Here is a 21,226-nt window from a genome sequence, read left to right as displayed (position 1 = left end):
TCCCATGGAACTACACGTCTGGCTCGCTTATGTAGCCACGGCAATTATTTTCAGTCTGGCTCCCGGTTCTGGCACGGTGAATTCTATCAGTAATGGCCTTAATTACGGTACCCGCAAATCACTGTTTGCGATTGTCGGCCTCCAGTTGGGATTGGGCTTTCATATCCTGCTGGTGGGCATCGGTGTCGGAGCGTTGGTGGCTCAGTCCGTGCTCGCGTTTAGTATCATTAAGTGGGTTGGCGTCGCTTACCTTGTTTGGTTAGGCATTCAAAAATGGCGTGAGACTAGCACGTCTTTCACGACTGAATCACAGACTTTGTATCAACCCTGGGTTATGCTACGCAAATCGATGCTGATCAATCTCACGAATCCAAAATCGATTGTTTTTCTGGTGGCGCTTTTTCCTCAGTTTATTCAACCTGAAGGCCCCCAGGTGATACAACTTATAATTTTAGGTATAACAACCATGGTCATCGATACTCTGGTGATGCTGACATACACTTCGCTTGCCGCGAAACTCAGGCGATATACTCGCTCGGAATTTGTGATACGTCGTTTGAATAAGGTGTTTGGATCCGCATTTTTGGGGTGTGGCGCTTTATTGGCTGTGGCAAAAGCCTAGGTTCGAAGAATGCGATATACATATGTTGCCCGTCAGCCTATCCTGAATGCAAAAGGTGTCACGTTAGGCTACGAGTTACTTTTCCGAGACGGAGAAATGAATGCTTTCCCCTCTCATATCAGTTCAGAGCGGGCAACCTATCGTTTAATTGCTGAAAACTTTCTGACGGTCGGTCGCTCATCTGATCGACGTTCCGCACGTTGTTTTATCAATTTCCCATATAAAAGCCTGATTCGCCGTCTTCCCTTTACACTTCCCAAGCACCGGATTGTCGTTGAAGTTTTAGAAACCTGCGAACCGACCGATGAGTTATATCATGTTGTTCGTGACTTACATCGCCACGGCTATTTATTAGCGCTGGATGATTTCGTTTATTCACCGGCCTGGGAACGTTTTCTCCCCTATGTTCATATTGTTAAGCTGGATATTATGGCCTTGGGCGTTGATGAGGCTTGTCAGTTTGTCCGGGAAAAAATTGCCGAAAAATGTCAGTGCCGGTTTCTCGCGGAGCGAGTAGAAACGGAAGCAGAGTTTCTACAGACAAAAGCCGCTGGCTTCTCATTCTTTCAGGGCTATTACTTCAGAAAGCCGCAGGTGATGAAAAAACGCTATGTGGTTCCTGAATATCTGACAGCAATGAATTTATTTATTGAAGTTTGCCAGCCCGAGGTGGACTTTGAACGCGTCGAAGAGATCCTCTCACAAGACGTTACTTTGTCTTATAAATTATTACGTTTTGTGAATGCACTTTCAGATCGTATTTGTGTCAGCATCTCATCTTTCCGCCAGGCACTCATCTATTTAGGGCAGGACAGACTCAAGTCGTTTGTGTCTTTGACCGTGGCATCATATATCGCGGTAGACAAGCCAAAAGAACTCTATCGATTATCGTTGCAGCGTGCTCACTTCTGTCAACTGATGTCATCCCATGACATTTTTCATGAGCTGAAGGGGCAAGCATTTATGATTGGTCTTTTTTCTGTGCTCGATGCGATTTTGGATGTTTCCATTGATGATTTAATGGAACAGCTACCATTACCTGAATTGGCTAAAGAAGCCTTAGCGAAGCGCAAGGGGGCTTTTGGTGATTTGCTCACGATTCAGGAGCATTTTGAGCGGGGTAACTGGGACGGGATTGAGACCGAGAGCGCGAAAATGGGTCTATCGGTTGAGGAAGTCAGTCAATCACTCCACGAAGCATTATGTTGGAGTAATAATGCGCAATATATCGTGTGACCCCTCAGACCGATAGTCATAGAACGTTCTCAGAATTTAGCTTGGATGTGATATCTGTTTTTGAAAACCAATCACTTTACTGTAGCCAAGCGTTAAACATCCAAATTTGTTTTTCTTGCTCTCTGATATAATCGCTCATCAATGCTGCGGTTCCTTCATCACCCGCATCGCCGGCAATCCCCAAAATTTCTCGTTGTTGTTTCACCAGTGTTCCGAATCCCTGCACTAAGCCTTCAACCGTTGCTTTTGCTTGTGAGGCTTGTTTATGCTCCTGAATTTCCGAGCGTGTCACATAATCACTAAAGGTATGTAGCGGGGTGCTTCCCAAGGTCAGGATCCGTTCGGCGACTTCATCGATTTTAGTCAGCAAATCGGTATAGATCTCTTCAAACTTGGTATGAAGTTCAAAAAATTCCGGTCCTTTAATGTTCCAGTGGTAACCCCTGACATTCATGTAAAATACCTGATAGTTGGCGAGGAGTTGATTCAAAGATGTTGCAAGTTTTTGGCTGGTTGTACTGTCTAAGCCGATGACATTCGTTTTCATAAGACACTCCATCTATTTCTGAATTCTGTTTGATTCCTGTTCATCATAGGTCGCTCGAATCATAAAATAAATTCGGTTAAGTTGATTTTATTAATCGGTCATTTCTATCAAAATGAATTCCTGACATAAGCTTGAACAAAAGATAACCACAGATTGTTGTATCTGACAGGGCGCTCTCGCTAGAGTCAGTTACAAGATAAGAGGAGAGATTCAAGATGAGTCCCAGTCGGGTTTTCTATTTCGATTTACTGCGTTCTTTGGCAGCTCTGTTTGTGGTTGGTATCCATGTTTTGGGGCCGTTCCGTCATCAATTTGATGTGATTCCGTTTGATCACTGGGTAGTTGCGGCCGGATTAAATGGCATCAGCCGCTGGGCTGTGCCGGTATTTATCATGGTCTCCGGAGCGCTTCTTATTGGTGATGCGCGTCCTTTCGATGGAAAATACTATCTGCAACGCAGAGTGCTGAAAGTTGTGATTCCGTTTCTGGTCTGGTCCGTTTTCTATGCTTATCTGTCTGGGTGGGATACCCGTGGTTTTGACTGGAATACGGTGAAGACCCGTCTCTTCGACATGCCCTATGAAGCGACTTACTATCATCTGGGATTCTTTTATTACTTTATTCCGTTATATGCTTTGATTCCTATCTTTCACTGGGCTGTCAGACGGTATGAATGGTTTACGCAAGGCTATTTGTTGCTATGGTTGTGCAGCGCCGTTGCTTATCTGTTTTATTGGGATGGCTTCTGGTCTGCGACACTCTGGCTGTATTCCGGCTATCTGCTGCTCGGATACTATTTGTCGCGAGAGGCGGTTCATGTCTGGCTTTGGGCGTTGTTGGGAATTCTCGGCTTAGCGGTCACGGTTTATATGGTGATTCACCTGAGTGTGGATGCCGGGGAATATACCGTTAAACGTTGGCTGTCCTACAAGACGCTGAACACCATTGTGATCGCCGGAATGGTTTTTGTGCTGTGCCGACACTGGGGGGATCGTTTATCTCCGGCATTTCAAGCCGTGACCCGGTTTACCAGCCGTTATAGTTTGGGCATATATATCCTTCATCCCTTGGTTTTATGGCCGATGCATCATTTTGTGCTAAATTTCTCAGGGCATCCTCTCTGGGTGATCCCATTATGGATTATAATGAGCTATGTCGGCGCTTTAATGATGAGCTGGGCCTGTGCTCGTTTCCGGTTGACTCGATGGTTGTTGCCATAATGTCAGCATCATAGGTATCTGAGCATGAGGAGAAATCAAGGAGATGGCCATGTCAGAGATTGAAAAAGTTGTTATCAGAACACGGAAGCTGGAGCATCTCCTGCGTGTTCAATATCATGCTGAAGGGCGAGGACTGCACCAACTGATTTCAAGTTGTGAGAACCGATTACCTCATCATGTGATCAAAAAGCTGAGATATATCGCGACCGTTCGGAATAAGCTACTACATGAAACCGATTATCAATTAGATGATTGTGAGGCATTTCTGGACGCTTATGATGCGTGTATGAAAGAGTTGATGCCAAGGAGTAGTCGTTTTATCTGGCGTGCTGCTCTTTCTGTGATGATGATTATGACGTTGATTGCGCTAGGGGTTTACTACATCCATTGGGAATTTGTGTCAGCGAAGTTATTTGAATGAAATGATTGGATAAACAAAAAGGGACGCACTTTTGCGTCCCTTTTTGTTTATCCAAGTATCAGTAAATCAGAGGCAGTGTCATAAGGCCGAGAATAACTGCAATCATGACAAGTCCCTGCTTTTGAGATGGCGTAATCATAAATACACTGCTCCTATAATTTGTTTGCTAATATTTATACAGAATACCATTTTTTCATAATTGATCAAATTCATTTTGTAAAATCTTTGAAAAACCATGTTTATGTGAGTTCAGAGGTGAGATATCGCTAGTTTTAGTGGTATTTTTGGCTGTTTGTTATTTGTTCCATATTGGTTTTTAGACGTTTCTTGTCGTTTAACTATATGATTTATATTCCAAAAAAATCAATTAAACAGTGGTGTTTATCTAGCCTTGTTGGTTTTGGTGGTTTAAAGGTGGTGGGATGGTTTATCGGTCTTTTTAAGCAAAAAGTTGGTTGCTCTATCGATGTATTTGACAATAGTTATCAACTGGCGCAGTGTGAAGGTAATTTTTAAGTGGTCTGATGTGTTTTTTTATTTATTATCTCTGAGTTTTTATTAATCTTTGTCTTTACAGTGTGATTATTTTTATTTATTTGTTTTTAAATGATTTTTATTTTTTGTCGTTGTCGTTAATAACATTTAAAACTGATTAAATGCTCATTTGTATTTTGGGTTTATTTTATAAAACTGGAGTTTCATGACGGAGCCATTAGTTTTGACGATTTTTTGCGACTTTGTACTGTTTTTATACAGTGCGGGGTTACTTCTTTACTCAGATCCAAGTTTTTGAAGCCATCGGTGGATTTCTCATGAAACGGCTATAAACTAGCACCTGTTCAACACGAAGGTAGCTTGTATGCAGGAAAGCCATGTCGGTCACCCAAACAGACTCTCTTTTTATTTGGGGCTCATTTGTACCACAGTATTATTGGTCTTAATGTGGAGTGTTACGTCAGAATGGCGTGCTTCAGTTGTCTGGAGTTCAGTGGCGTTAGGCTGCTGTCTGATCTTTACTTGGTCCTTCTTTCGTCAAACCAAATGCCGTTTATCCTTTGCTGCCTTTCTATTGAGTTGTTGCGCTTTCAGTCTGGCCTTTTGGCAACATATTTTGTACCCGGTCCAATGGTGGTTACCGATCACCTTGATTGCACTCGGCATTGTTCTTTATCTGCTGTTCCTGCCCCATATCGATAAACGGATGACTGCTGTTGCGGTATTGGGGATGGGGTTACTCGGACTGATTTGGTCTGCCAGCGGATGGTGGCTTCAAGCGCGCAGTTGGAATGCTCTGGAAGCCTCTGTCGGCGCAGCACTATGGTTTGTGGTGTTCTTCCGGGTCATGGTCTATCCCGGTCAGAAGAAGTTAGATCAACTCTCTTTAGTGACGACGTGCGGATTTTTAGTGGCCTTGTGTCTGCTTGTGGCCGCAGTATTGCCAGCTCATCCCTGAGCGAAATTTTCCGAGGCTCTGATGAATGGAAGTGCTTGAATATAGAGCACTCCGACGAGCTCACGCGGACGTCGAAATCTTGCTTGCAGGTTGTTATACTCCATTTTTTATTGAATCACCTGAGATGTAAGTATGGAAATTTTTTCCGTCGCGACCATGATGTTTTTGATCATGGATCCGCTTGGCAACCTCCCGATAGTGCTGGCGATCTTAAAACACCTTGACCCGAAACGGCGACGTATCGTGTTAATCCGTGAGTTGTGTTTTGCGCTGCTTATTCTGATGATTTTTCTGTTTGCCGGCAAAAATATACTGGGTTTCCTGAAAGTCGCACCGGAGACATTGAGTATCTCTGGCGGGGTGATTCTGTTTATCATCGCAATTAAGATGATCTTTCCCAGTGCCGGTTCAATTACAGGATTGGCTGCCGGTGAGGAACCCTTTATTGTGCCCATGGCCGTGCCGATGATTGCCGGTCCGTCTTTGATCGCATCGTTACTGGTGTTTTCTTCACAATCGCCCAACGAGTTACCAGAACTGGCATTGGCTGTTTTTCTGGCATGGACCGGTACATCGATTATTTTGATGTTTTATGACTTTTTCCACCGGGTTTTGGGGGAAAGAGGATTGAAAGCTGCCGAGCGTTTGATGGGATTACTTTTGGTCATGGTTTCAACACAGATGTTTTTGGATGGCATTAAAAGTTATGTGGCGGGCTAAAAGGTCGTTTGCAACCCGCCACGGCTCGCTGCTAGATTGATGGAGCCTTCTGGTATAAGCGATAGCATACTTGTCCGGCAACTTTTTCCCGATAGAGTTGCCAAGATGCAGGAATGGCTGTGACTGGCCATTCTTTCTCACTCTCAATATAAATCATCGCGTGTTCGTGCAGCCATTGGTTGTGCTCCAGTAACCGGAGTGTTTCTTCTAATAACCCTTGGCGGAATGGTGGGTCAATAAATACAATATCGTAAGGTGCTGCCGGCGGTTGGGCGAGGTAAAGCAGCGCATCGCTCTGAATAATTTGGAGCTGTTGTGCTGACAAAGCATGTTGATTTTGCCTGAGTTGCTGAAATGCAGCCGGGTTCTTCTCGATGAGAGTTACCTGTTCAGCCTGACGTGATGCTGCCTCGAACCCAAGGCTCCCTGAACCGGCAAACAGATCGAGACAACGGGCTTGAGGAATATCGGTCGCTAACCAGTTAAACAGGGTTTCTTTGACTCTGTCCGTGGTCGGTCTGAGACCTTCTGCATCATAAACCGGTAATTTTCGGCCTTTCCACAACCCACTAATAATCCGAATAAAGCCTGATTTGTCTCTTTTTTGTGACTGGTTTGGCTGGCGATGTTTTCCCATGATTTTTTGACCGAAAATAAAGTGTTAATATAGCCGCCCTGCCTGTTTTTTTGCAGACGGGTGAGGGTACGAATTGAAGCATGATGAAGTTTAACAGCCTGAGTTTAGATTTTTCACGGCTTTGTCATTTTTCTTGCCTTGAGAATATAAATATTCTGAGCAAAGTATGATACCAATGACGTCATCAATAGAACTGGTATTATAACGTTTTGGACCAATGAATAAATCTAGGATATTTCCAGATGACAGAAAAAAAGAAGCGTGGCCTGCTGTCATGGCTTGGTTTTGGTGACGATGAGACGCCCAATCAAAACAATGATCTGACTGAAACATCGACTGAAAGTGATGTGAGTGAAGATCTTTCTGAAACGGAAGCGTCTTTGGCAAGTGTCACGCCAGCAGACGAAAACGCTGAACATGAAGTGGCTGAACTTCCTGAGCATCAAGTCGAGGCGGAAACTGAAGACACCAAGGAAACAAGTCAAGTCAGCCACGCAGAGCCTGTCCCGGAAACGCCTCAACCGGTGAGAGTGATTGAACAGGAAAAACCGACAGAAGGTTTTTTTGCACGTTTAAAAAGAAGTCTGAGCCGGACGAAAGCCAATATTGGCGCTGGTTTTTTTGGTTTATTCAAAGGGAAAAAGATCGATGATGACCTCTTTGAAGAACTCGAAGAGCAGTTGTTAGTGGCCGATGTCGGTATGGATACAACGCTGAAGATTATTAAAAATCTGACGGAAAAAGCTAATCGTCAACAGTTAAAAGACGGTGAAGCGTTGTACGGCCTGCTGAAAGAAGAAATGGGTGAGATTCTTTCTCATGTTGAGCAGCCTTTAATCATTGATGAACAGCAAACCCCTTATGTGATTCTGATGGTCGGAGTGAACGGCGTGGGCAAAACGACCACTATCGGTAAACTGGCAAAGCAATATCAGATGCAGGGTAAGAAAGTCATGCTGGCTGCCGGAGATACATTCCGGGCGGCGGCAGTTGAGCAACTGCAGATCTGGGGAGAGCGTAATCAAGTGCCAGTTATCGCTCAGCATACGGGGGCCGATAGCGCCTCGGTGATTTACGATACCATTGAAGCTGCCAAGGCGCGGGGTGTGGATGTGGTCATTGCAGATACGGCCGGACGATTACAAAATAAAGGCAACCTGATGGAAGAATTGCGCAAAATTGTTCGCGTGATGAAGAAGCTTGATGATTCGGCACCTCATGAAATTATGCTGACCTTAGATGCCGGTACCGGACAGAATGCGATCAGTCAGGCTAAATTGTTCAGTGAAGTTGCACCTGTTACGGGAATTACCCTGACAAAACTCGACGGAACCGCTAAAGGTGGGGTAATTTTTGCAATTGCGGATCAATTTAAGATCCCAATTCGCTATATTGGTGTCGGAGAAGGTATCAATGATTTACGTCCTTTCCAAACTGAAGAGTTCATCGAAGCCTTGTTTAGTCGGGATGAATAACTACCGTGAAGTCAATGGTTAAGCCGATGAACATGAAACGAGTAGGGTTGCAAAACTGACTGTCGCAAACAAAGTATATAGACGGGCAACAAACATCGATTATGTTTGAGGAAGGGGATAGCGAGTGATCAGATTTCAGCAAGTGAGTAAAGCCTATCGGGGCGGACGACAAGCCTTACAAAAGGTTGATTTCCATCTGCGTCGTGGGGAGATGGCATTTGTCGGCGGGCATTCGGGTGCTGGGAAAAGTACATTACTGAAATTGATTTGTGCTATTGAACGGCCGACTGACGGGCGAATTCATTTTAACGGACACGATATCACACGCATTCCGAACCCGGATATTCCGTTTTTACGTCGGAATATCGGGATTGTATTTCAGGAGCATCGGTTGTTGATGGATCGCAGCGTGTTCGATAATGTGGCACTCCCGATGCGGATTGAATCCATCTCTGAGAATGAGATTAAAAGACGCGTCTCGGCGGCTTTGGATAAAACCGGCCTGTTGGGTAAAATTCGTTGCCTGCCGAGTCAGCTTTCCGGGGGAGAACAACAGCGTGTCGGAATCGCAAGGGCGGTCGTCAATCGGCCGACATTGCTACTGGCTGATGAACCAACCGGTAATCTCGACCCTGATTTATCCAACCGTATTCTTCGCTTGTTTGAGGAATTCAACCGTGCCGGTGTCACCATTCTCCTTGCGACACATGATATTAATCTGGTGAACTCCCGTCCGATGTATCGCCATCTCGAACTCAATCAGGGTTTCTTAAGTGAGGTTGAAGATTATGGCCACTAAGCCGAAAAACAAACGCGCCTCCAATTCAAAGAAAAAACGAGAACAACAAAAGCGTCCGCCTCGCGATCACTTTCTGGCCATACATTACAAGCAGGCGAAATCGTCTTTTCTGGCCTTGTGGCAGCAGCGCCCGATGGGGAACTTACTGACATTGGCTGTTATCTCGATGGCCTTAACGATGCCTGCCTGTCTGTACCTGTTAAGTAAAAATGTAGCCTCGGTTGCCAGCCATGTTGCCACTCCTTCGCAAATCAGCGTTTATCTTGAGGAAGGGACACCCGAAGCCCGGGTGATGGTCCTGAAAGATGAAATCGAAGTGCGCCCGAGTGTGAAGAAAGCGGAATACATTTCTCCGCAGCAGGGACTAGCCGAGATGAGCAAGAATGCGGGATTTGAACAGGCGATCAGTCTGTTGGATGATTATGCATTACCCGGGGTGATTGTGATTACACCTGCGGTGACCAAGCAATCCGAAGTAAAACAACTCGCCGAGAGCCTGCAGCATGAGCAAAATGTCACCGATGTTCGCCTTGACGAAGATTGGCTGACACGCTTGGATGCGATCAAACATCTGGCGACAATGGTTGTCGTGAGTCTGTCATTGCTGATGTTTGCTGCTGTTTTCCTGATTGTCGGCAATACATTACGCTTTAATGTGCTAGCCAACAAAGAAGAAATTCAAACCATGAAACTGATCGGGGCGACAGATGTGTTTATTTTGCGGCCTTATTTGTACTCCGGTATGTGGTTTGGGTTTCTCGGCTCCGTCAGTGCATGGTTATTTACGGCTTTTCTGACTATATTATTCAATGGTGCAGTGAGTCAGTTAGCAACGCTCTATGATAGTCAGTTCCGACTTTTAGGATTAGGCTGGGATGAATCCTTGCTACTCCTGATGGTGGGGACATTGCTCAGTTGTATTGCGGCCAAGCTATCTGCACAGCGACATTTGAAAGAAATTGAACCTGTATAGCAATGCGGGGTCTTACTTCCTGAGGTTCGCAGCAAGTTATACCGGGATCTTGACTTCTGATAGAAAATTGTTTATCTGTATCTGTTGGACTTAACTCGTAAGCAACAAGATGATAGAGTCCCACAATCATAGGTTGAGTACACTCTTAATCAGAAATTGATGAGGAATTGAATGACAAACCATACGTATCCAATGGCAGTTGTGACACAAGATAGCCTGGACAGCTATATCCGTTCTGTGAATAGTTATCCGATGCTGAGTGCAGAAGAAGAACATGAGCTTGCGGAACGACTACATTACAAAGGTGAAATTGAGGCCGCGAAAGGTTTGATTCTGTCGCATCTTCGTTTCGTCGTTCATATTGCTCGTGGTTATTCCGGTTATGGATTACCAATGGCAGATCTAGTTCAGGAAGGCAATATCGGCTTGATGAAAGCGGTTAAGCGCTTCAATCCTGAAGTCGGCGTTCGGCTAGTCTCTTTTGCCGTACATTGGATTAAAGCTGAAATCCATGAATATGTGCTCCGCAACTGGCGTATCGTCAAAATCGCGACCACCAAAGCGCAACGCAAACTTTTCTTTAATCTAAGAAAATCGAAGAAGCGCCTCGGTTGGTTTAATCATAGTGAAGTCGAAACGGTAGCAAAAGAATTAGGCGTTGAACCGTCAGAAGTCCGGGAGATGGAATCTCGTCTGGCAGCTCAGGATGCCACCTTTGATATGTCTGTTGATGATGACGAAGGTCATGCAGCTTCAGCACCCGTACTTTATCTCGAAGATAAAAATTCGGATGTTGCTGAAAATCTTGAAAGCACCAATTGGGAACAGCATACCAATCATCGTCTGTCGTTAGCGATCTCGAGCCTGGATGAGCGTAGCCAGCATATTGTCCGCTCTCGTTGGTTGGATGAGCCTAAAGCGACATTGCAAGATTTAGCTGATAATTATGGTGTGTCCGCTGAGCGTATTCGTCAGTTGGAAAAAAATGCGATGAAGAAGCTGAAAGAAGCTGTCGGAGAAATGTAGTCAGGCGTTTCTCTCAGGCAAACCAAATTTAGAAACCGGGATCCCAGCGATCCCGGTTTTTGTTTTTGATCCAAACCAGTGCAGTGATGTCAACTCCGACCTGTGGATAAGTCTGTGTTTAAATGATTGACTTTAGGTGTATGAGTCGTCATTACCAAGCGCTGAACAGATTGTTCAGCTTGGGGATATCCAAATATTTACACACAATAAAATAAAGATCATCACTACATCTTGTGGATCATTTTAATTCTGACTACTTTATCAACACAATTCACAGCTTTATCCACTGATGGCGCAAAAATAATCAGCCGTCAATAACCCTTGTGATTCGATTGTATTGATAGGACCTTGAATAGGTTACAATAGTATCCACTGATAGAAGTGTTCACCGATAGAGTGCGGGAGTGATAAATCATGGAGCAATTTCAACATATCGATGTTCAGGGGGCGCTGAACATGATGCAAGAGCAGGGCGCAACGTTAGTCGATATTCGTGACCCTCAGTCATTTGCCGTCGCCCATGCCGAATCTGCATTTCACTTGACCAACGATACCATCAATCAGTTTATGGCAGACGTTGATTATGACCATCCCGTGCTGGTGATGTGTTATCACGGTGTGAGTAGCCAGGGCGCAGCACAATATTTGATTAATCAGGGATTTGAAACCGTCTATAGCATTGATGGCGGCTTTGAAGCGTGGCATCGGGCGAATTTACCGGTCGCATCGTTGTCATAATCATTGTATGCGTGTTTCCGATGCTCATTGTGAGCATAGGATATGATGTTGAGCCATCCGGTATTCCCCATTATTCGACAGAGAAGAGACAGAGATATGATGCGTCTGATTACGATTGATAATCCTCGTTTGGGGCAGGCATTCATTGACTATATGGCTTTAAAGCATATAGAAATCAAGATGATGCCAGAAGCAGAAGCAGAAGCAACATTCTGTTTATGGTTAATCAAAGATGAACACTTGCACGAAACAGAAATCGAACTGAAGCTGTTTCTCGCCCATCCTGAAGATCCGAAATATCGTGCTGCCTCCTGGGAGACTGATGGCAGACAAAAACCCTCATTTCATTACAGCTCACCCAGTGTTTTACAACTGTTTTATGCCAAAGCCGGTTATATGACATTAGGCGTGATGCTGCTGTGCATTGTTGTTTTTATACTTCAGATGTTTGGATTACAACAAACGATGTTCAATCTGCTCCATTTCCCGGCCTCTCAGAGCGAAGGTTGGCAAATCTGGCGTTGGGTTACTCCTGCATTTCTGCATTTTTCTGTCCTGCATATCATATTTAACCTGTTGTGGTGGTGGTACCTGGGGGGCGACCTTGAAAAACGTCTGGGGGCATTGAAGTTAGCGAACTTGCTGATATTGTCTTCAGCCGGCTCTGGCATCGTGCAGTATTGGAGCGATGGTCCGAGGTTTGGTGGGTTATCCGGTGTGGTCTATGCGTTGGTCGGTTTCATTTGGATGATCGGTTGGAAGCGCCCTGAACTAGGGTTATCAATCCAGAAACCGTTACTTGGTTTTATGCTGGTCTGGTTAGTGATTGCTTTTGTACAGCCCTTTATGACTATTGCCAATAGTGCTAACGTTACCGGATTACTGATTGGGATGGGACTCGGATTGTATGAGTCGAAACGTGCCCCGGCCAACGTGTAGTCAACCGTTCGCGCGCTGTGTACAGATGTCGTTAACCGATCATGGAAACGGACAGGCCGTCTCTTTTCAGCAGACGGTCTTTTGTTGAGTGCTGTCGTTATAAATTGAGATTACTGATAAATATATTTAGTAAATAGTAAGTCAGCGACGATGGAACGTCCGGTTTCCGGCAGAAGCAAATCATTGATTTTTTTCACCAATGTCTTCCTCAGATCCTCTCTGCCTGCAAGAGAGCGAATGGTATCCGCAGTCTGTTTTCCCATCAGTTCGACCACGGTATCGCGAATCAATGGCTGATGTTTTTCGATGATCGGTAGATCAGAATTATTAGCGACCATAATTTCGATACGCACTTGAATATATCCAAGCTCTTTTCCTTTGGTAAAGAAATTGGTAGTTAAATCGGGTTCCAACGTAAAATAGGCAAGTTTTGGAGCGCCTGAATCTTCAGCTGCGTTGCTAAGAGAGACAGTAAACAGGCCTGTCATAAGAATGATGAGGGCTAAATAACGTTTCAGCATAATAATGTTATAATCTGACAAAGGTTGATGATATTCGAATCGCTCTAGTCTTGTTACAATAGTTTACCCGTTAGTAACAAAGTTGACAGCCTTCGACATTCGCTTCAAAACAATATCCTAATCAGGATATTATGCAATCACAAAGGCATTCACATAAAATAGTAGTATGCATCAATCAGTTTCGCCTTATCTATCGCTATTAAACCAGATAATCTGGCAAGAATGCGAAAACTTTTATTTTCCGACGCCAAAGATTAGATACTGGTTACAAGAACCGGGATCGCTTTCTCAGTTGATGAAAAACTATTGTCAAACGCTATCCGTTGAGGTACTCCGGCATGACTGGGAAAAAACGTCATGGCTTTCGGCGCAAGAGCAAGACTTGTTAGATTCGCCGCAACGATGCCTGATTCGTCAGGTGTTACTGTCGGGAGATGAAACCCCGTGGGTTATTGGTTACACGCTGATTCCACAATTGGAGCAGAGTGATTTGTCGAATCCGATCTTTCAACTGGGAGCAACTTCACTTGGGGATTTTGTCTTTCAGTCGGAGGATGTTCAACGAGATGCGCTACAGGTCGCAAAAGTGGATACCGAAGATGGCGTATTGTGGGCGCGTCGCTCAAGGCTATGGATGGCAAATCAACCTATGCTGGTCACAGAACTATTTTTACCGGACGCCCCTGTGTATGTGAAGGAGAACAAAGAATGACTGTATCAAAGGCAAAAGCATACTGGCAATTGATGCGAATGGATCGTCCCATTGGTTCTTTGCTGTTGTTATGGCCGACGTTATGGGCATTGATTCTTGCTGCCGAAGGCATTCCGGATCTGAATGTTCTGTTGGTCTTTGCACTTGGTGTTGTTTTGATGCGTTCAGCGGGCTGTGTCATTAATGACTTTGCCGATCGCCATGTTGACGGCCATGTTCAGCGAACGCACATGCGTCCTTTACCGGCAGGTCTTGTGACTGAGAAAGAGGCGGTCGGCTTATTTCTGATTCTCTCATTGTTCTCTTTCGCGCTGGTGTTGACGATGAATAAGCTCACCATCCAGCTCTCCTTTGCTGCGATTGTATTGGCATTTATTTACCCGTTCATGAAACGTTATACGCATTTACCGCAGGTTTTTCTGGCACTGGCTTTTAGCTGGGCGATTCCGATGGCCTGGGCGGCACAATCCAACAGCCTGCCGGGCGTGGTCTGGTTTATTTTTCTGATTAACTCAGTCTGGACCGTTGCCTATGATACCCAGTATGCGATGGCTGATCGGGAAGATGATTTAAAGATCGGGGTGAAATCAACCGCGATTCTGTTTGGTCGTTTTGATAAGCTGATTATTGGTATTCTTCAACTGATCACGTTACTGATGTTGATTGGGGTAGGGGTGATGTATCAGTTGGGGGCTGCGTTTTATTGGAGCATCCTGATCGTCAGTGGATTGTTTGTGTATCAACAGCATTTAATTCGACATCGTCAACGGACTTTGTGTCTGCAAGCATTCCTGAACAACAACTATGTCGGCATGGTGATTGCGGCGGGACTGTTGATATCTATGTCGTTCAATTAAGCCATGCATATTGACCATCCGGATAACAAAAACGGCATCATTTGATGCCGTTTTTGTTGGTCTCAATAAACCCAATGACGCTTTTAATCAATCAGGTAGATACTCTCTCTGATCGTCAAGCGGATTTCAGGATAGAGCAACGTGAACATCAGTTCAGACAGTTGCTGACACTTTTCCGCACAGAGTTGCTGATCATGGTTGAGATAACCTTGCTGTTTCAGGGTCGTCATTAAGGCAGTGAAGACGCCTTTATCAAAAAATTCCGGCGCATTGATCCCATGGAGTCGTCCCAGACGGCGGGCAATTTCCTGACTATTTTTCTCGAGCTCGCTTTTACCCATATCCGGTGTCGAGACCAGTAGATTTAACGTAATCGCATAACGTTGCAGCGTTTCGGAAATCGTTCTGCCGAGTAAGATTAACACCTGTGTTCTGGCTGGATTGATAGACACAGTGTCGTCTTCATACTGGATTAACTCCTGCCGCTGCAATTCACGCAGATAAGCCTCAATATGTTCATTGAGTGCTTCCGGCTGATAACTCAGGAACAGCTCTTGCTGGATGAACGGATAGATGAGTGCTACATAATGGCGTAGTGTCTCGAGCGGCAGATATTGGTGACTCACCAATATCTGAGCAATCAGTGACGGCAGCGCCAACAGATGAATAATATTGTTACGATAGTAAGTCATGAGAATCGACTGGTGACGATCCAGTGAGATGATTTCACCAATACTATCGGATTCGATCAAAAACTTGTCGAGAGATGTTGCATGACTAACCAGCGATTCGGCACTCTCTGTCGGGACGGTCATGGTGTCCGAGTAAGGGACATTCCGCAGCAGGTTAAGATAGCAGTCGATCTGCTTGATTAAGTTTTCCCGGGCAAGGGCACGCTGACGGGATGCAAGCAGCGCTGTCGCACATAACGTCATCGCATTCGCTGCCGCAGCATCATTGATGCGGGTCATCATCTTGTTTGCCAGTTGATTGACCAGCGGTGTGATCCACTGAGGACGACTATTCCCGACCCGGTCAATATCTTGAGTCCAGTCCGGCACTTCTTCATTCAAAAACTGATTGAGCAGGATCGGTTCGCCAAAGTTAACATATCCTTGGCCGAAGTTTTTCAGTTTCCGAATGGTGCGGATCACCAGACTGGCATTTTCTTTTTCTTTTTGCTTACCGCGCAGCTCTTTGGCATAGGTTGAAACTTCCATAACATGTTCATAGCCAATGTAGACCGGCACCAGCGTGACGGGGCGGTTGAGACCTCGCAACATGGCTTGAATCGTCATAGCCAGCATCCCGGTTTTAGCAGGGAGCAAACGCCCGGTACGCGAACGACCCCCTTCACTGAAATACTCAACGGAGTAGCCTTTGGCGAACAAGTCCGCCAGATATTCGCGGAAAATCGTTGAATAAAGTTTATTCCCTTTAAAACTGCGGCGGATAAAAAACGCTCCGCCGCGGCGGAACAAAGGACCGGCCGGGAAAAAGTTCAGGTTCAGACCCGCAGCAATATGGGGCGGCACCATCCCTTCGTGATACAACACATAAGACAGTAACAGATAGTCCATGTGACTCCGGTGACATGGCACATAGACAATCTCGTGACCATCTTGAGCCAGACGGCGTACACGCGCAGCGTTGTGCACGTTGATACCTTGGTAAATCCGGTTCCAGAGCCATTTTAGCAAGCGGTCACTTTTGCGCACGAGAGAGTAAGAGAAGTTTGCTGCAATCTCATCTAAGATTTTCAGGGCTTCTTTTTGTGCTTTTTTCGGTGAAATGTTTTTCGTTTTGACTTCTTCATTAATCGCATTGCGAATGGCTTGTGATTGCATCAAGCGCTGGAGTAATACTTCACGCTCCGGCAGTTGCGGCCCTGAAGCTGCCAGCTTCTGGCGAGAAAAATGAATTCGGGCAACCCGTGCAACTTTATGGGCAATTGCTGCATCCGTGCCGTGACTGTCTGCCATATAACGCAGCGAAACAACCGGGCTGAAACGGACTAAGCAATCTCTGCCAGACAGCAATACCGCCTTGGCTTTTTGTGGGCCGTTCATGGGTTCCAGATAAGCTTTGCTCTGATTTTCCTTACCGGGTTTTCTGCCCCAAAGTACTGAGGTTGGCAGGAGCTGAATATCCAGTTCAGGGTTGGCCTGATGTAACGCGAGTAACTCAGTAAATTGCGTCACGGAGCCTTTCGGCACATCTTCATCACTGCGGATTAGCGTCGGCCGGGAGGCTATAAAAATATAACGTGTGAGTTTCTTCCCATTGATTTCTAAAGGCTGAAATGGATCCGGCAGCCCTAGTTTCTCTGTCTGTTGTTTTAAAGTCAGCAGATCAACGGTTGATTGAAACGGGAGTGCATAGACAATCGGTTTCTCCAGATCAATCTGATGATCAGCAATTGGATCAGCAGGAACAACTGTACTTTTGGTCAAAGCAGAGACAGGGATTGTTAGTAGTGAACGTGATACTGATTGTCGGACTGACATAAAAGCTCGGACTCTCAAGAATGAATAACGAAAGTGGGGCCGGATCGTCACGATATCAAGCATGTGAACCCAGCCACCGGAATGTTGTCTAGGATAACAGAAACAGGGTTAACCTTTTACTATTCACGACTATTTTTGTGTACGACTACAGTTCTCGGCCATCGTCGTGATAGTATTCACCCTGCTGTCGGATGTCGTTATTCACATGTGCCTGTTCACGTTACTTAATCGGAAAAATCTATGCAAAATAAACCAGCTCAAGGCTTGAGACGTATATTGAATGCTGCCAAATATTCCTATCAGGGCATCCGCGCCGCGATTATCGGTGAAGCGGCTTTTCGGGAAGAGTTAATTGTATGTCTGATCCTGATCCCCATTGCCTTGTTCGCCGATGTGACGCAAATCCAACGTTTATTGCTGATCGCGTCATTGCTGTTTGTCTTGATCGTTGAGCTATTGAATAGCGCCATTGAGGCAGTGGTCGATCGTATCGGACTTGAGCACCACCAACTGGCGGGGCAAGCTAAGGATATGGGGTCGGCAGCCGTGTTGCTCTCGATTGGGATGTCACTCTATATCTGGGTAGATATTTTCGTATTTTAACGCTTTGAAAGATTCACTTTCCATTTATCAGAATACTGGATATACTCACAGTTAACTGTATAAAAAGACAGGTGAATTATGAAGCCTTTAACACCACGCCAACAACAGGTCTTTGATTTGATCAAAAGCCGGATTGAAGATTCCGGAATGCCACCGACTCGGGCTGAAATTGCCAAAGAGCTGGGGTTCCGTTCTGCCAATGCGGCTGAAGAACATTTGAAAGCACTTGCGCGTAAACAAGTGATTGAAATTGTTCCCGGCGCCTCTCGTGGGATCCGTATTTTGCTCGATTCAGCGAATGACCCGGTTGAAGAAGGTCTGCCGCTGATTGGTCGCGTTGCTGCGGGCGAGCCGATTCTGGCGCAGGAACATGTCGAAGCGCACTATCAGGTTGATCCGGCGATGTTCAGACCCCAAGCTGATTTCCTGCTACGCGTTCATGGTGAGAGTATGAAAAATATCGGCATCATGGATGGCGATTTGCTGGCTGTGCATAAAACGCAGGATGTCAGAAATGGTCAGGTTGTCGTTGCTCGTGTCGAAGATGATGTCACGGTCAAACGACTGGAGCGTCAGGGTGCCAAAGTGCTGCTCCATGCAGAAAATGAAGACTTCACTCCAATTGAAGTCGATCTCACTTCTCAGGAATTAACCATCGAAGGGGTCGCCGTCGGAATTATTCGTAATACCGATTGGATGTAACCAACGGCTGGTGAAGCATCTGACTGTGTAAGTTATTGAGAACATCTCTCAATAACTTGCTAATGGTATTGATATTCATTATCATCTAAATCAACTTTAGAGGATGATGACAATGTCATATTATTGCCGGAAGCATCGAGAACACTATCAGATTCCTGCGCATCTCGTTGAGCCGTTGTGGTTCAGAAGCCGGGAAAGCTTAGCTGACAACGGCCTAATTTATGATCCGATTGCTGCACAAGCCTGTTTATCCTGTCAGGTGGCGCTCGATTGCTGGGATGGCAATCTTGATCAGAAGCAGTTGTTACATGTCACGTTGACACAAATCTGTGACCAACAGGTCCGCGAGTTCCTTTCTACCTACCCGGATGCTTGGGTGATTAACGTCGGTGCCGGTTTAGATACGCGATTCTATCGGGTCGATAATGGTCGTTGTCACTGGCTGGAAGTGGATGTATCCGAACATCTGATCTGGCGCAAGCGGTTATTTCACCCCAGTGAACGCTATCAGCATATCAATGGCAGTGTGACGTCGCTGACATGGTTAAAAGAGATCCAGATTTCTGAGTCTGCTCCGGTGTTGATTCTTTGCGAATATGCTTTGCTTGAAACACAAGCTGAACATGTGGCTGCTTTTATCAGAACCCTCGGACTGACCTTTCCTCATGCCCATGCATGCCTGTTGCTTGCCGGAGATAAAACCGCGACCCGTTTAGGGCAACAGCTGGGATGCAGTGCTTACCAACATGGATTCGCCACCCCAGAACATGCGGTACTGAACTGTCTGCCGTGGGTCAAAGAAGTACGCCGCTTTTCACCGCTCAATTATCCTTGTCGCCGTTGGAAAATCTGGCACCGTTTGGTGTGTTATCTGACGACTTGCAAATACCGTTACACACCGGTGGTCATGCGCTTCTACTGGTAAAGTTCGGGCTTGATGAACAACCACCAAGCCCGGTATGAAATACAGACTATCCACCCCCCGGTAACATCGGGGAGCACGATTAAAACAGCCGATTTAAACCATTCAACGCTGCAACCCGGTAAGCTTCCGCCATGGTCGGGTAGTTAAAGGTCGTATTGACGAAATATTCAATGGTGTTGGCTTCACCTTTCTGTTCCATAATTGCCTGACCGATATGAATAATCTCGGCTGCCCGTTCCCCGAAACAGTGAATTCCAAGAATCTCCTTGGTTTCCCGGTGGAACAGAATTTTCAAACTCCCCACATCGGTGCCGGCAATTTGTGCCCGTGCCAAGTGTTTAAACGAAGAACGACCCACCTCATAAGGGATTTTGGCATTGGTCAGCTCCTGCTCGGTTTTGCCGACAGAGCTGATTTCAGGAATGGTATATATCCCGGTCGGAATATCTTCAATCAGCTGACTGTTACTCGCACCGAAGGCAATGATTTGAGCAACAAACCGGCCTTGGTCATAAGCCGCACTGGCGAGACTGGGGTAGCCAATCACATCCCCGACGGCATAAATATGTTCAACTTCGGTCTGATAACTGCGGTTGACTGCCAACTGGCCGCGCGAATCGGCTGCTAATCCGAGCACTTCGAGATTTAACCGATCGGTATTACCCGTTCTGCCATTAGCATAGAGCAGGCAATCGGCTTTCATTTTCTTACCTGATTTCAGGTGAACAATCACCCCGTCCTGACAGCCTTCAATACGCTGATAAGTTTCATCATTGCGAATGACAACCCCGTTATTCCAAAAATGGTATGACAATGCATCGGAGACTTCATTATCGAGAAATGATAATAAGCGGTCACGGGTATTGATCAGGTCGGTTTTCACCCCAAGGCCCCGGAAGATCGATGCATATTCACAGCCGATTACCCCCGCCCCGTAAATCAGAATATGGCGCGGGTCGTGCTCTAGGTTCAGGATCGAGTCACTGTCATAGATGCGCGGATGATTAAAATCGACATCATGCGGCTGATAGGGGCGCGAACCGGTAGCGATGACAAACTTATCCGCGGTATAACGCTCTTTGCTACCGTCATGTTGAAGCACTTCGACTGTATGACTATCGATAAACTGAGCGACGCCAAACAGTAAAGTACATTTGTTGCGATCATAAAACCCCTGACGTAACCGGGTCTGCTTATCGATGACAGATTTAGCATGCAACAGGATATTAGGGAATGTGGCGTGAAGACTGGTGTTGTTATGGCAAAACAGCGGATTGCTGTTAAATTCGATGATACGGCTGACGGCATGTCTTAAAGCTTTGGATGGAATCGTCCCCCAATGGGTACATCCGCCACCGACACTTTGTTCTTTTTCAACGATGGCGACATTCAGCCCTGCTTTGGTCAGCCCCATCGCGGCACCTTCACCGCCGGGACCACTACCGATGACAATCGCATCAAAATGATGAGTCTCTGACATATGACTTCCTGATGAATATTCGTTGGTTTTTTTGGTGAGTATATTGTAACGCACTATTTTAGTGGATCACTGTAACGAATCATTGTAACGGATTATTTACTTGTGTCGCTGTT

The 21,226-nt window shown here is 45.8% G+C and carries 23 protein-coding genes; 18 read left to right on the top strand and 5 right to left on the bottom strand.

Going from position 1 to position 21,226, the window contains the following annotated elements:
• Positions 1-4: 4 nt before the first annotated feature.
• Positions 5-622 (top strand): homoserine/homoserine lactone efflux protein, encoded by a 618-nt coding sequence (gene rhtB, locus OCV37_RS14580; protein WP_038185485.1) that lies wholly within the window; start codon positions 5-7, stop codon positions 620-622.
• Positions 623-631: 9 nt separating this feature from the next.
• The gene (locus tag OCV37_RS14575; protein WP_038185487.1) at positions 632-1,858 is read left to right on the top strand and encodes an EAL and HDOD domain-containing protein; all 1,227 of its coding nucleotides are present in this window, start codon (positions 632-634) and stop codon (positions 1,856-1,858) included.
• Between the two features lie 76 nt (positions 1,859-1,934).
• On the opposite strand, the gene OCV37_RS14570 is transcribed toward OCV37_RS14575, so the two are convergent.
• Positions 1,935-2,405: a Dps family protein gene (locus tag OCV37_RS14570; protein ID WP_038185490.1), complete on the bottom strand. Its 471-nt coding sequence runs from the start codon at positions 2,403-2,405 to the stop codon at positions 1,935-1,937.
• Between the two features lie 215 nt (positions 2,406-2,620).
• Here OCV37_RS14570 and OCV37_RS14565 point away from each other — a divergent pair, with 215 nt between their 5' ends.
• The 5 genes from OCV37_RS14565 (at position 2,621) to OCV37_RS14545 (ending at position 6,219) form a co-directional block, all read left to right on the top strand.
• A complete protein-coding gene (locus OCV37_RS14565; protein ID WP_038185492.1) occupies positions 2,621-3,625 on the top strand; it encodes an acyltransferase in 1,005 nt (334 codons plus the stop codon).
• A 49-nt stretch (positions 3,626-3,674) separates the two neighbouring features.
• Positions 3,675-4,046: a hypothetical protein gene (locus OCV37_RS14560; protein WP_038185494.1), complete on the top strand. Its 372-nt coding sequence runs from the start codon at positions 3,675-3,677 to the stop codon at positions 4,044-4,046.
• 342 nt (positions 4,047-4,388) lie between these two features.
• Complete coding sequence (locus tag OCV37_RS14555; protein ID WP_157635087.1) at positions 4,389-4,562, top strand: hypothetical protein; 174 nt, start codon at positions 4,389-4,391, stop codon at positions 4,560-4,562.
• A gap of 343 nt (positions 4,563-4,905) precedes the next feature.
• Positions 4,906-5,499 carry a lysoplasmalogenase family protein gene (locus OCV37_RS14550; protein ID WP_051680873.1) on the top strand — a complete coding sequence of 198 codons (594 nt, stop codon included), beginning with the start codon at positions 4,906-4,908 and terminating at the stop codon, positions 5,497-5,499.
• A gap of 132 nt (positions 5,500-5,631) precedes the next feature.
• On the top strand, positions 5,632-6,219 hold the full coding sequence (locus tag OCV37_RS14545) for a YhgN family NAAT transporter (RefSeq protein ID WP_038185497.1): 588 nt from the start codon (positions 5,632-5,634) through the stop codon (positions 6,217-6,219).
• 31 nt (positions 6,220-6,250) lie between these two features.
• Here the strand turns inward: OCV37_RS14545 and rsmD are convergent, their stop codons facing one another.
• Entirely contained in the window at positions 6,251-6,856 is a 606-nt protein-coding gene (rsmD, locus tag OCV37_RS14540; protein ID WP_038185499.1) for a 16S rRNA (guanine(966)-N(2))-methyltransferase RsmD, read from the bottom strand.
• A 242-nt stretch (positions 6,857-7,098) separates the two neighbouring features.
• Here rsmD and ftsY point away from each other — a divergent pair, with 242 nt between their 5' ends.
• The 6 genes from ftsY (at position 7,099) to glpG (ending at position 12,806) form a co-directional block, all read left to right on the top strand.
• Positions 7,099-8,331, top strand: coding sequence for a signal recognition particle-docking protein FtsY (gene ftsY / locus OCV37_RS14535; protein ID WP_038185503.1), 1,233 nt, complete (start codon positions 7,099-7,101; stop codon positions 8,329-8,331).
• Positions 8,332-8,455: 124 nt separating this feature from the next.
• Positions 8,456-9,130, top strand: coding sequence for a cell division ATP-binding protein FtsE (ftsE, locus tag OCV37_RS14530; RefSeq protein WP_038185505.1), 675 nt, complete (start codon positions 8,456-8,458; stop codon positions 9,128-9,130).
• Positions 9,120-10,103 (top strand): permease-like cell division protein FtsX, encoded by a 984-nt coding sequence (ftsX, locus tag OCV37_RS14525; protein ID WP_038185506.1) that lies wholly within the window; start codon positions 9,120-9,122, stop codon positions 10,101-10,103. The genes ftsE and ftsX overlap by 11 nt, the downstream gene beginning before the upstream one ends.
• A 171-nt stretch (positions 10,104-10,274) precedes the next feature.
• Complete coding sequence (gene rpoH / locus OCV37_RS14520) at positions 10,275-11,129, top strand: RNA polymerase sigma factor RpoH (protein WP_038185510.1); 855 nt, start codon at positions 10,275-10,277, stop codon at positions 11,127-11,129.
• A 414-nt stretch (positions 11,130-11,543) separates the two neighbouring features.
• Positions 11,544-11,867: a thiosulfate sulfurtransferase GlpE gene (gene glpE, locus OCV37_RS14515; RefSeq protein ID WP_038185514.1), complete on the top strand. Its 324-nt coding sequence runs from the start codon at positions 11,544-11,546 to the stop codon at positions 11,865-11,867.
• Positions 11,868-11,963: 96 nt separating this feature from the next.
• Positions 11,964-12,806, top strand: a complete 843-nt coding sequence (gene glpG, locus OCV37_RS14510) for a rhomboid family intramembrane serine protease GlpG (protein ID WP_038185517.1) — start codon at positions 11,964-11,966, stop codon at positions 12,804-12,806.
• A 110-nt stretch (positions 12,807-12,916) separates the two neighbouring features.
• On the opposite strand, the gene OCV37_RS14505 is transcribed toward glpG, so the two are convergent.
• Positions 12,917-13,327: a flagellar basal body-associated protein FliL gene (locus OCV37_RS14505; protein ID WP_038185520.1), complete on the bottom strand. Its 411-nt coding sequence runs from the start codon at positions 13,325-13,327 to the stop codon at positions 12,917-12,919.
• 166 nt (positions 13,328-13,493) lie between these two features.
• Between OCV37_RS14505 and OCV37_RS14500 the strand changes: the two genes are divergently transcribed.
• Entirely contained in the window at positions 13,494-14,039 is a 546-nt protein-coding gene (locus OCV37_RS14500) for a chorismate lyase (RefSeq protein WP_038185523.1), read from the top strand.
• Positions 14,036-14,896, top strand: coding sequence for a 4-hydroxybenzoate octaprenyltransferase (gene ubiA / locus OCV37_RS14495; protein ID WP_038185524.1), 861 nt, complete (start codon positions 14,036-14,038; stop codon positions 14,894-14,896). Before OCV37_RS14500 ends, ubiA begins: the two co-directional genes overlap by 4 nt.
• A gap of 83 nt (positions 14,897-14,979) precedes the next feature.
• Here the strand turns inward: ubiA and plsB are convergent, their stop codons facing one another.
• The gene (gene plsB / locus OCV37_RS14490) at positions 14,980-17,403 is read right to left on the bottom strand and encodes a glycerol-3-phosphate 1-O-acyltransferase PlsB (protein ID WP_038185526.1); all 2,424 of its coding nucleotides are present in this window, start codon (positions 17,401-17,403) and stop codon (positions 14,980-14,982) included.
• Positions 17,404-17,643: 240 nt separating this feature from the next.
• Here plsB and OCV37_RS14485 point away from each other — a divergent pair, with 240 nt between their 5' ends.
• From OCV37_RS14485 to OCV37_RS14475, 3 genes are all read left to right on the top strand, one after another.
• Positions 17,644-18,006: a diacylglycerol kinase gene (locus tag OCV37_RS14485; protein ID WP_038185528.1), complete on the top strand. Its 363-nt coding sequence runs from the start codon at positions 17,644-17,646 to the stop codon at positions 18,004-18,006.
• 78 nt (positions 18,007-18,084) lie between these two features.
• On the top strand, positions 18,085-18,708 hold the full coding sequence (gene lexA / locus OCV37_RS14480) for a transcriptional repressor LexA (protein WP_038185529.1): 624 nt from the start codon (positions 18,085-18,087) through the stop codon (positions 18,706-18,708).
• Positions 18,709-18,814: 106 nt separating this feature from the next.
• On the top strand, positions 18,815-19,633 hold the full coding sequence (locus OCV37_RS14475) for a class I SAM-dependent methyltransferase (RefSeq protein WP_051680875.1): 819 nt from the start codon (positions 18,815-18,817) through the stop codon (positions 19,631-19,633).
• A 79-nt stretch (positions 19,634-19,712) separates the two neighbouring features.
• On the opposite strand, the gene sthA is transcribed toward OCV37_RS14475, so the two are convergent.
• Positions 19,713-21,113 (bottom strand): Si-specific NAD(P)(+) transhydrogenase, encoded by a 1,401-nt coding sequence (gene sthA, locus OCV37_RS14470; RefSeq protein WP_038185533.1) that lies wholly within the window; start codon positions 21,111-21,113, stop codon positions 19,713-19,715.
• Positions 21,114-21,226 lie beyond the last annotated feature (113 nt).

Origin of the sequence: Vibrio rhizosphaerae (assembly GCF_024347095.1) — a bacterium.
GTDB lineage: Bacteria > Pseudomonadota > Gammaproteobacteria > Enterobacterales > Vibrionaceae > Vibrio > Vibrio rhizosphaerae.
This window is presented reverse-complemented; position numbering and strand designations above follow the sequence as displayed.

Excerpts from the sequence above, each read along its gene's own strand:
- rhtB (WP_038185485.1), top strand. The coding sequence starts at position 5 with ATGGAACTACACGTCTGGCTCGCTTATGTAGCCACGGCAATTATTTTC.
- OCV37_RS14575 (WP_038185487.1), top strand. The coding sequence starts at position 632 with ATGCGATATACATATGTTGCCCGTCAGCCTATCCTGAATGCAAAAGGT.
- OCV37_RS14570 (WP_038185490.1), bottom strand. The coding sequence starts at position 2,405 with ATGAAAACGAATGTCATCGGCTTAGACAGTACAACCAGCCAAAAACTT.
- OCV37_RS14565 (WP_038185492.1), top strand. The coding sequence starts at position 2,621 with ATGAGTCCCAGTCGGGTTTTCTATTTCGATTTACTGCGTTCTTTGGCA.
- OCV37_RS14560 (WP_038185494.1), top strand. The coding sequence starts at position 3,675 with ATGTCAGAGATTGAAAAAGTTGTTATCAGAACACGGAAGCTGGAGCAT.
- OCV37_RS14555 (WP_157635087.1), top strand. The coding sequence starts at position 4,389 with ATGATTTATATTCCAAAAAAATCAATTAAACAGTGGTGTTTATCTAGC.
- OCV37_RS14550 (WP_051680873.1), top strand. The coding sequence starts at position 4,906 with ATGCAGGAAAGCCATGTCGGTCACCCAAACAGACTCTCTTTTTATTTG.
- OCV37_RS14545 (WP_038185497.1), top strand. The coding sequence starts at position 5,632 with ATGGAAATTTTTTCCGTCGCGACCATGATGTTTTTGATCATGGATCCG.
- rsmD (WP_038185499.1), bottom strand. The coding sequence starts at position 6,856 with ATGGGAAAACATCGCCAGCCAAACCAGTCACAAAAAAGAGACAAATCA.
- ftsY (WP_038185503.1), top strand. The coding sequence starts at position 7,099 with ATGACAGAAAAAAAGAAGCGTGGCCTGCTGTCATGGCTTGGTTTTGGT.
- ftsX (WP_038185506.1), top strand. The coding sequence starts at position 9,120 with ATGGCCACTAAGCCGAAAAACAAACGCGCCTCCAATTCAAAGAAAAAA.
- rpoH (WP_038185510.1), top strand. The coding sequence starts at position 10,275 with ATGACAAACCATACGTATCCAATGGCAGTTGTGACACAAGATAGCCTG.
- glpE (WP_038185514.1), top strand. The coding sequence starts at position 11,544 with ATGGAGCAATTTCAACATATCGATGTTCAGGGGGCGCTGAACATGATG.
- glpG (WP_038185517.1), top strand. The coding sequence starts at position 11,964 with ATGATGCGTCTGATTACGATTGATAATCCTCGTTTGGGGCAGGCATTC.
- OCV37_RS14505 (WP_038185520.1), bottom strand. The coding sequence starts at position 13,327 with ATGCTGAAACGTTATTTAGCCCTCATCATTCTTATGACAGGCCTGTTT.
- OCV37_RS14500 (WP_038185523.1), top strand. The coding sequence starts at position 13,494 with ATGCATCAATCAGTTTCGCCTTATCTATCGCTATTAAACCAGATAATC.
- ubiA (WP_038185524.1), top strand. The coding sequence starts at position 14,036 with ATGACTGTATCAAAGGCAAAAGCATACTGGCAATTGATGCGAATGGAT.
- plsB (WP_038185526.1), bottom strand. The coding sequence starts at position 17,403 with ATGTCAGTCCGACAATCAGTATCACGTTCACTACTAACAATCCCTGTC.
- OCV37_RS14485 (WP_038185528.1), top strand. The coding sequence starts at position 17,644 with ATGCAAAATAAACCAGCTCAAGGCTTGAGACGTATATTGAATGCTGCC.
- lexA (WP_038185529.1), top strand. The coding sequence starts at position 18,085 with ATGAAGCCTTTAACACCACGCCAACAACAGGTCTTTGATTTGATCAAA.
- OCV37_RS14475 (WP_051680875.1), top strand. The coding sequence starts at position 18,815 with ATGACAATGTCATATTATTGCCGGAAGCATCGAGAACACTATCAGATT.
- sthA (WP_038185533.1), bottom strand. The coding sequence starts at position 21,113 with ATGTCAGAGACTCATCATTTTGATGCGATTGTCATCGGTAGTGGTCCC.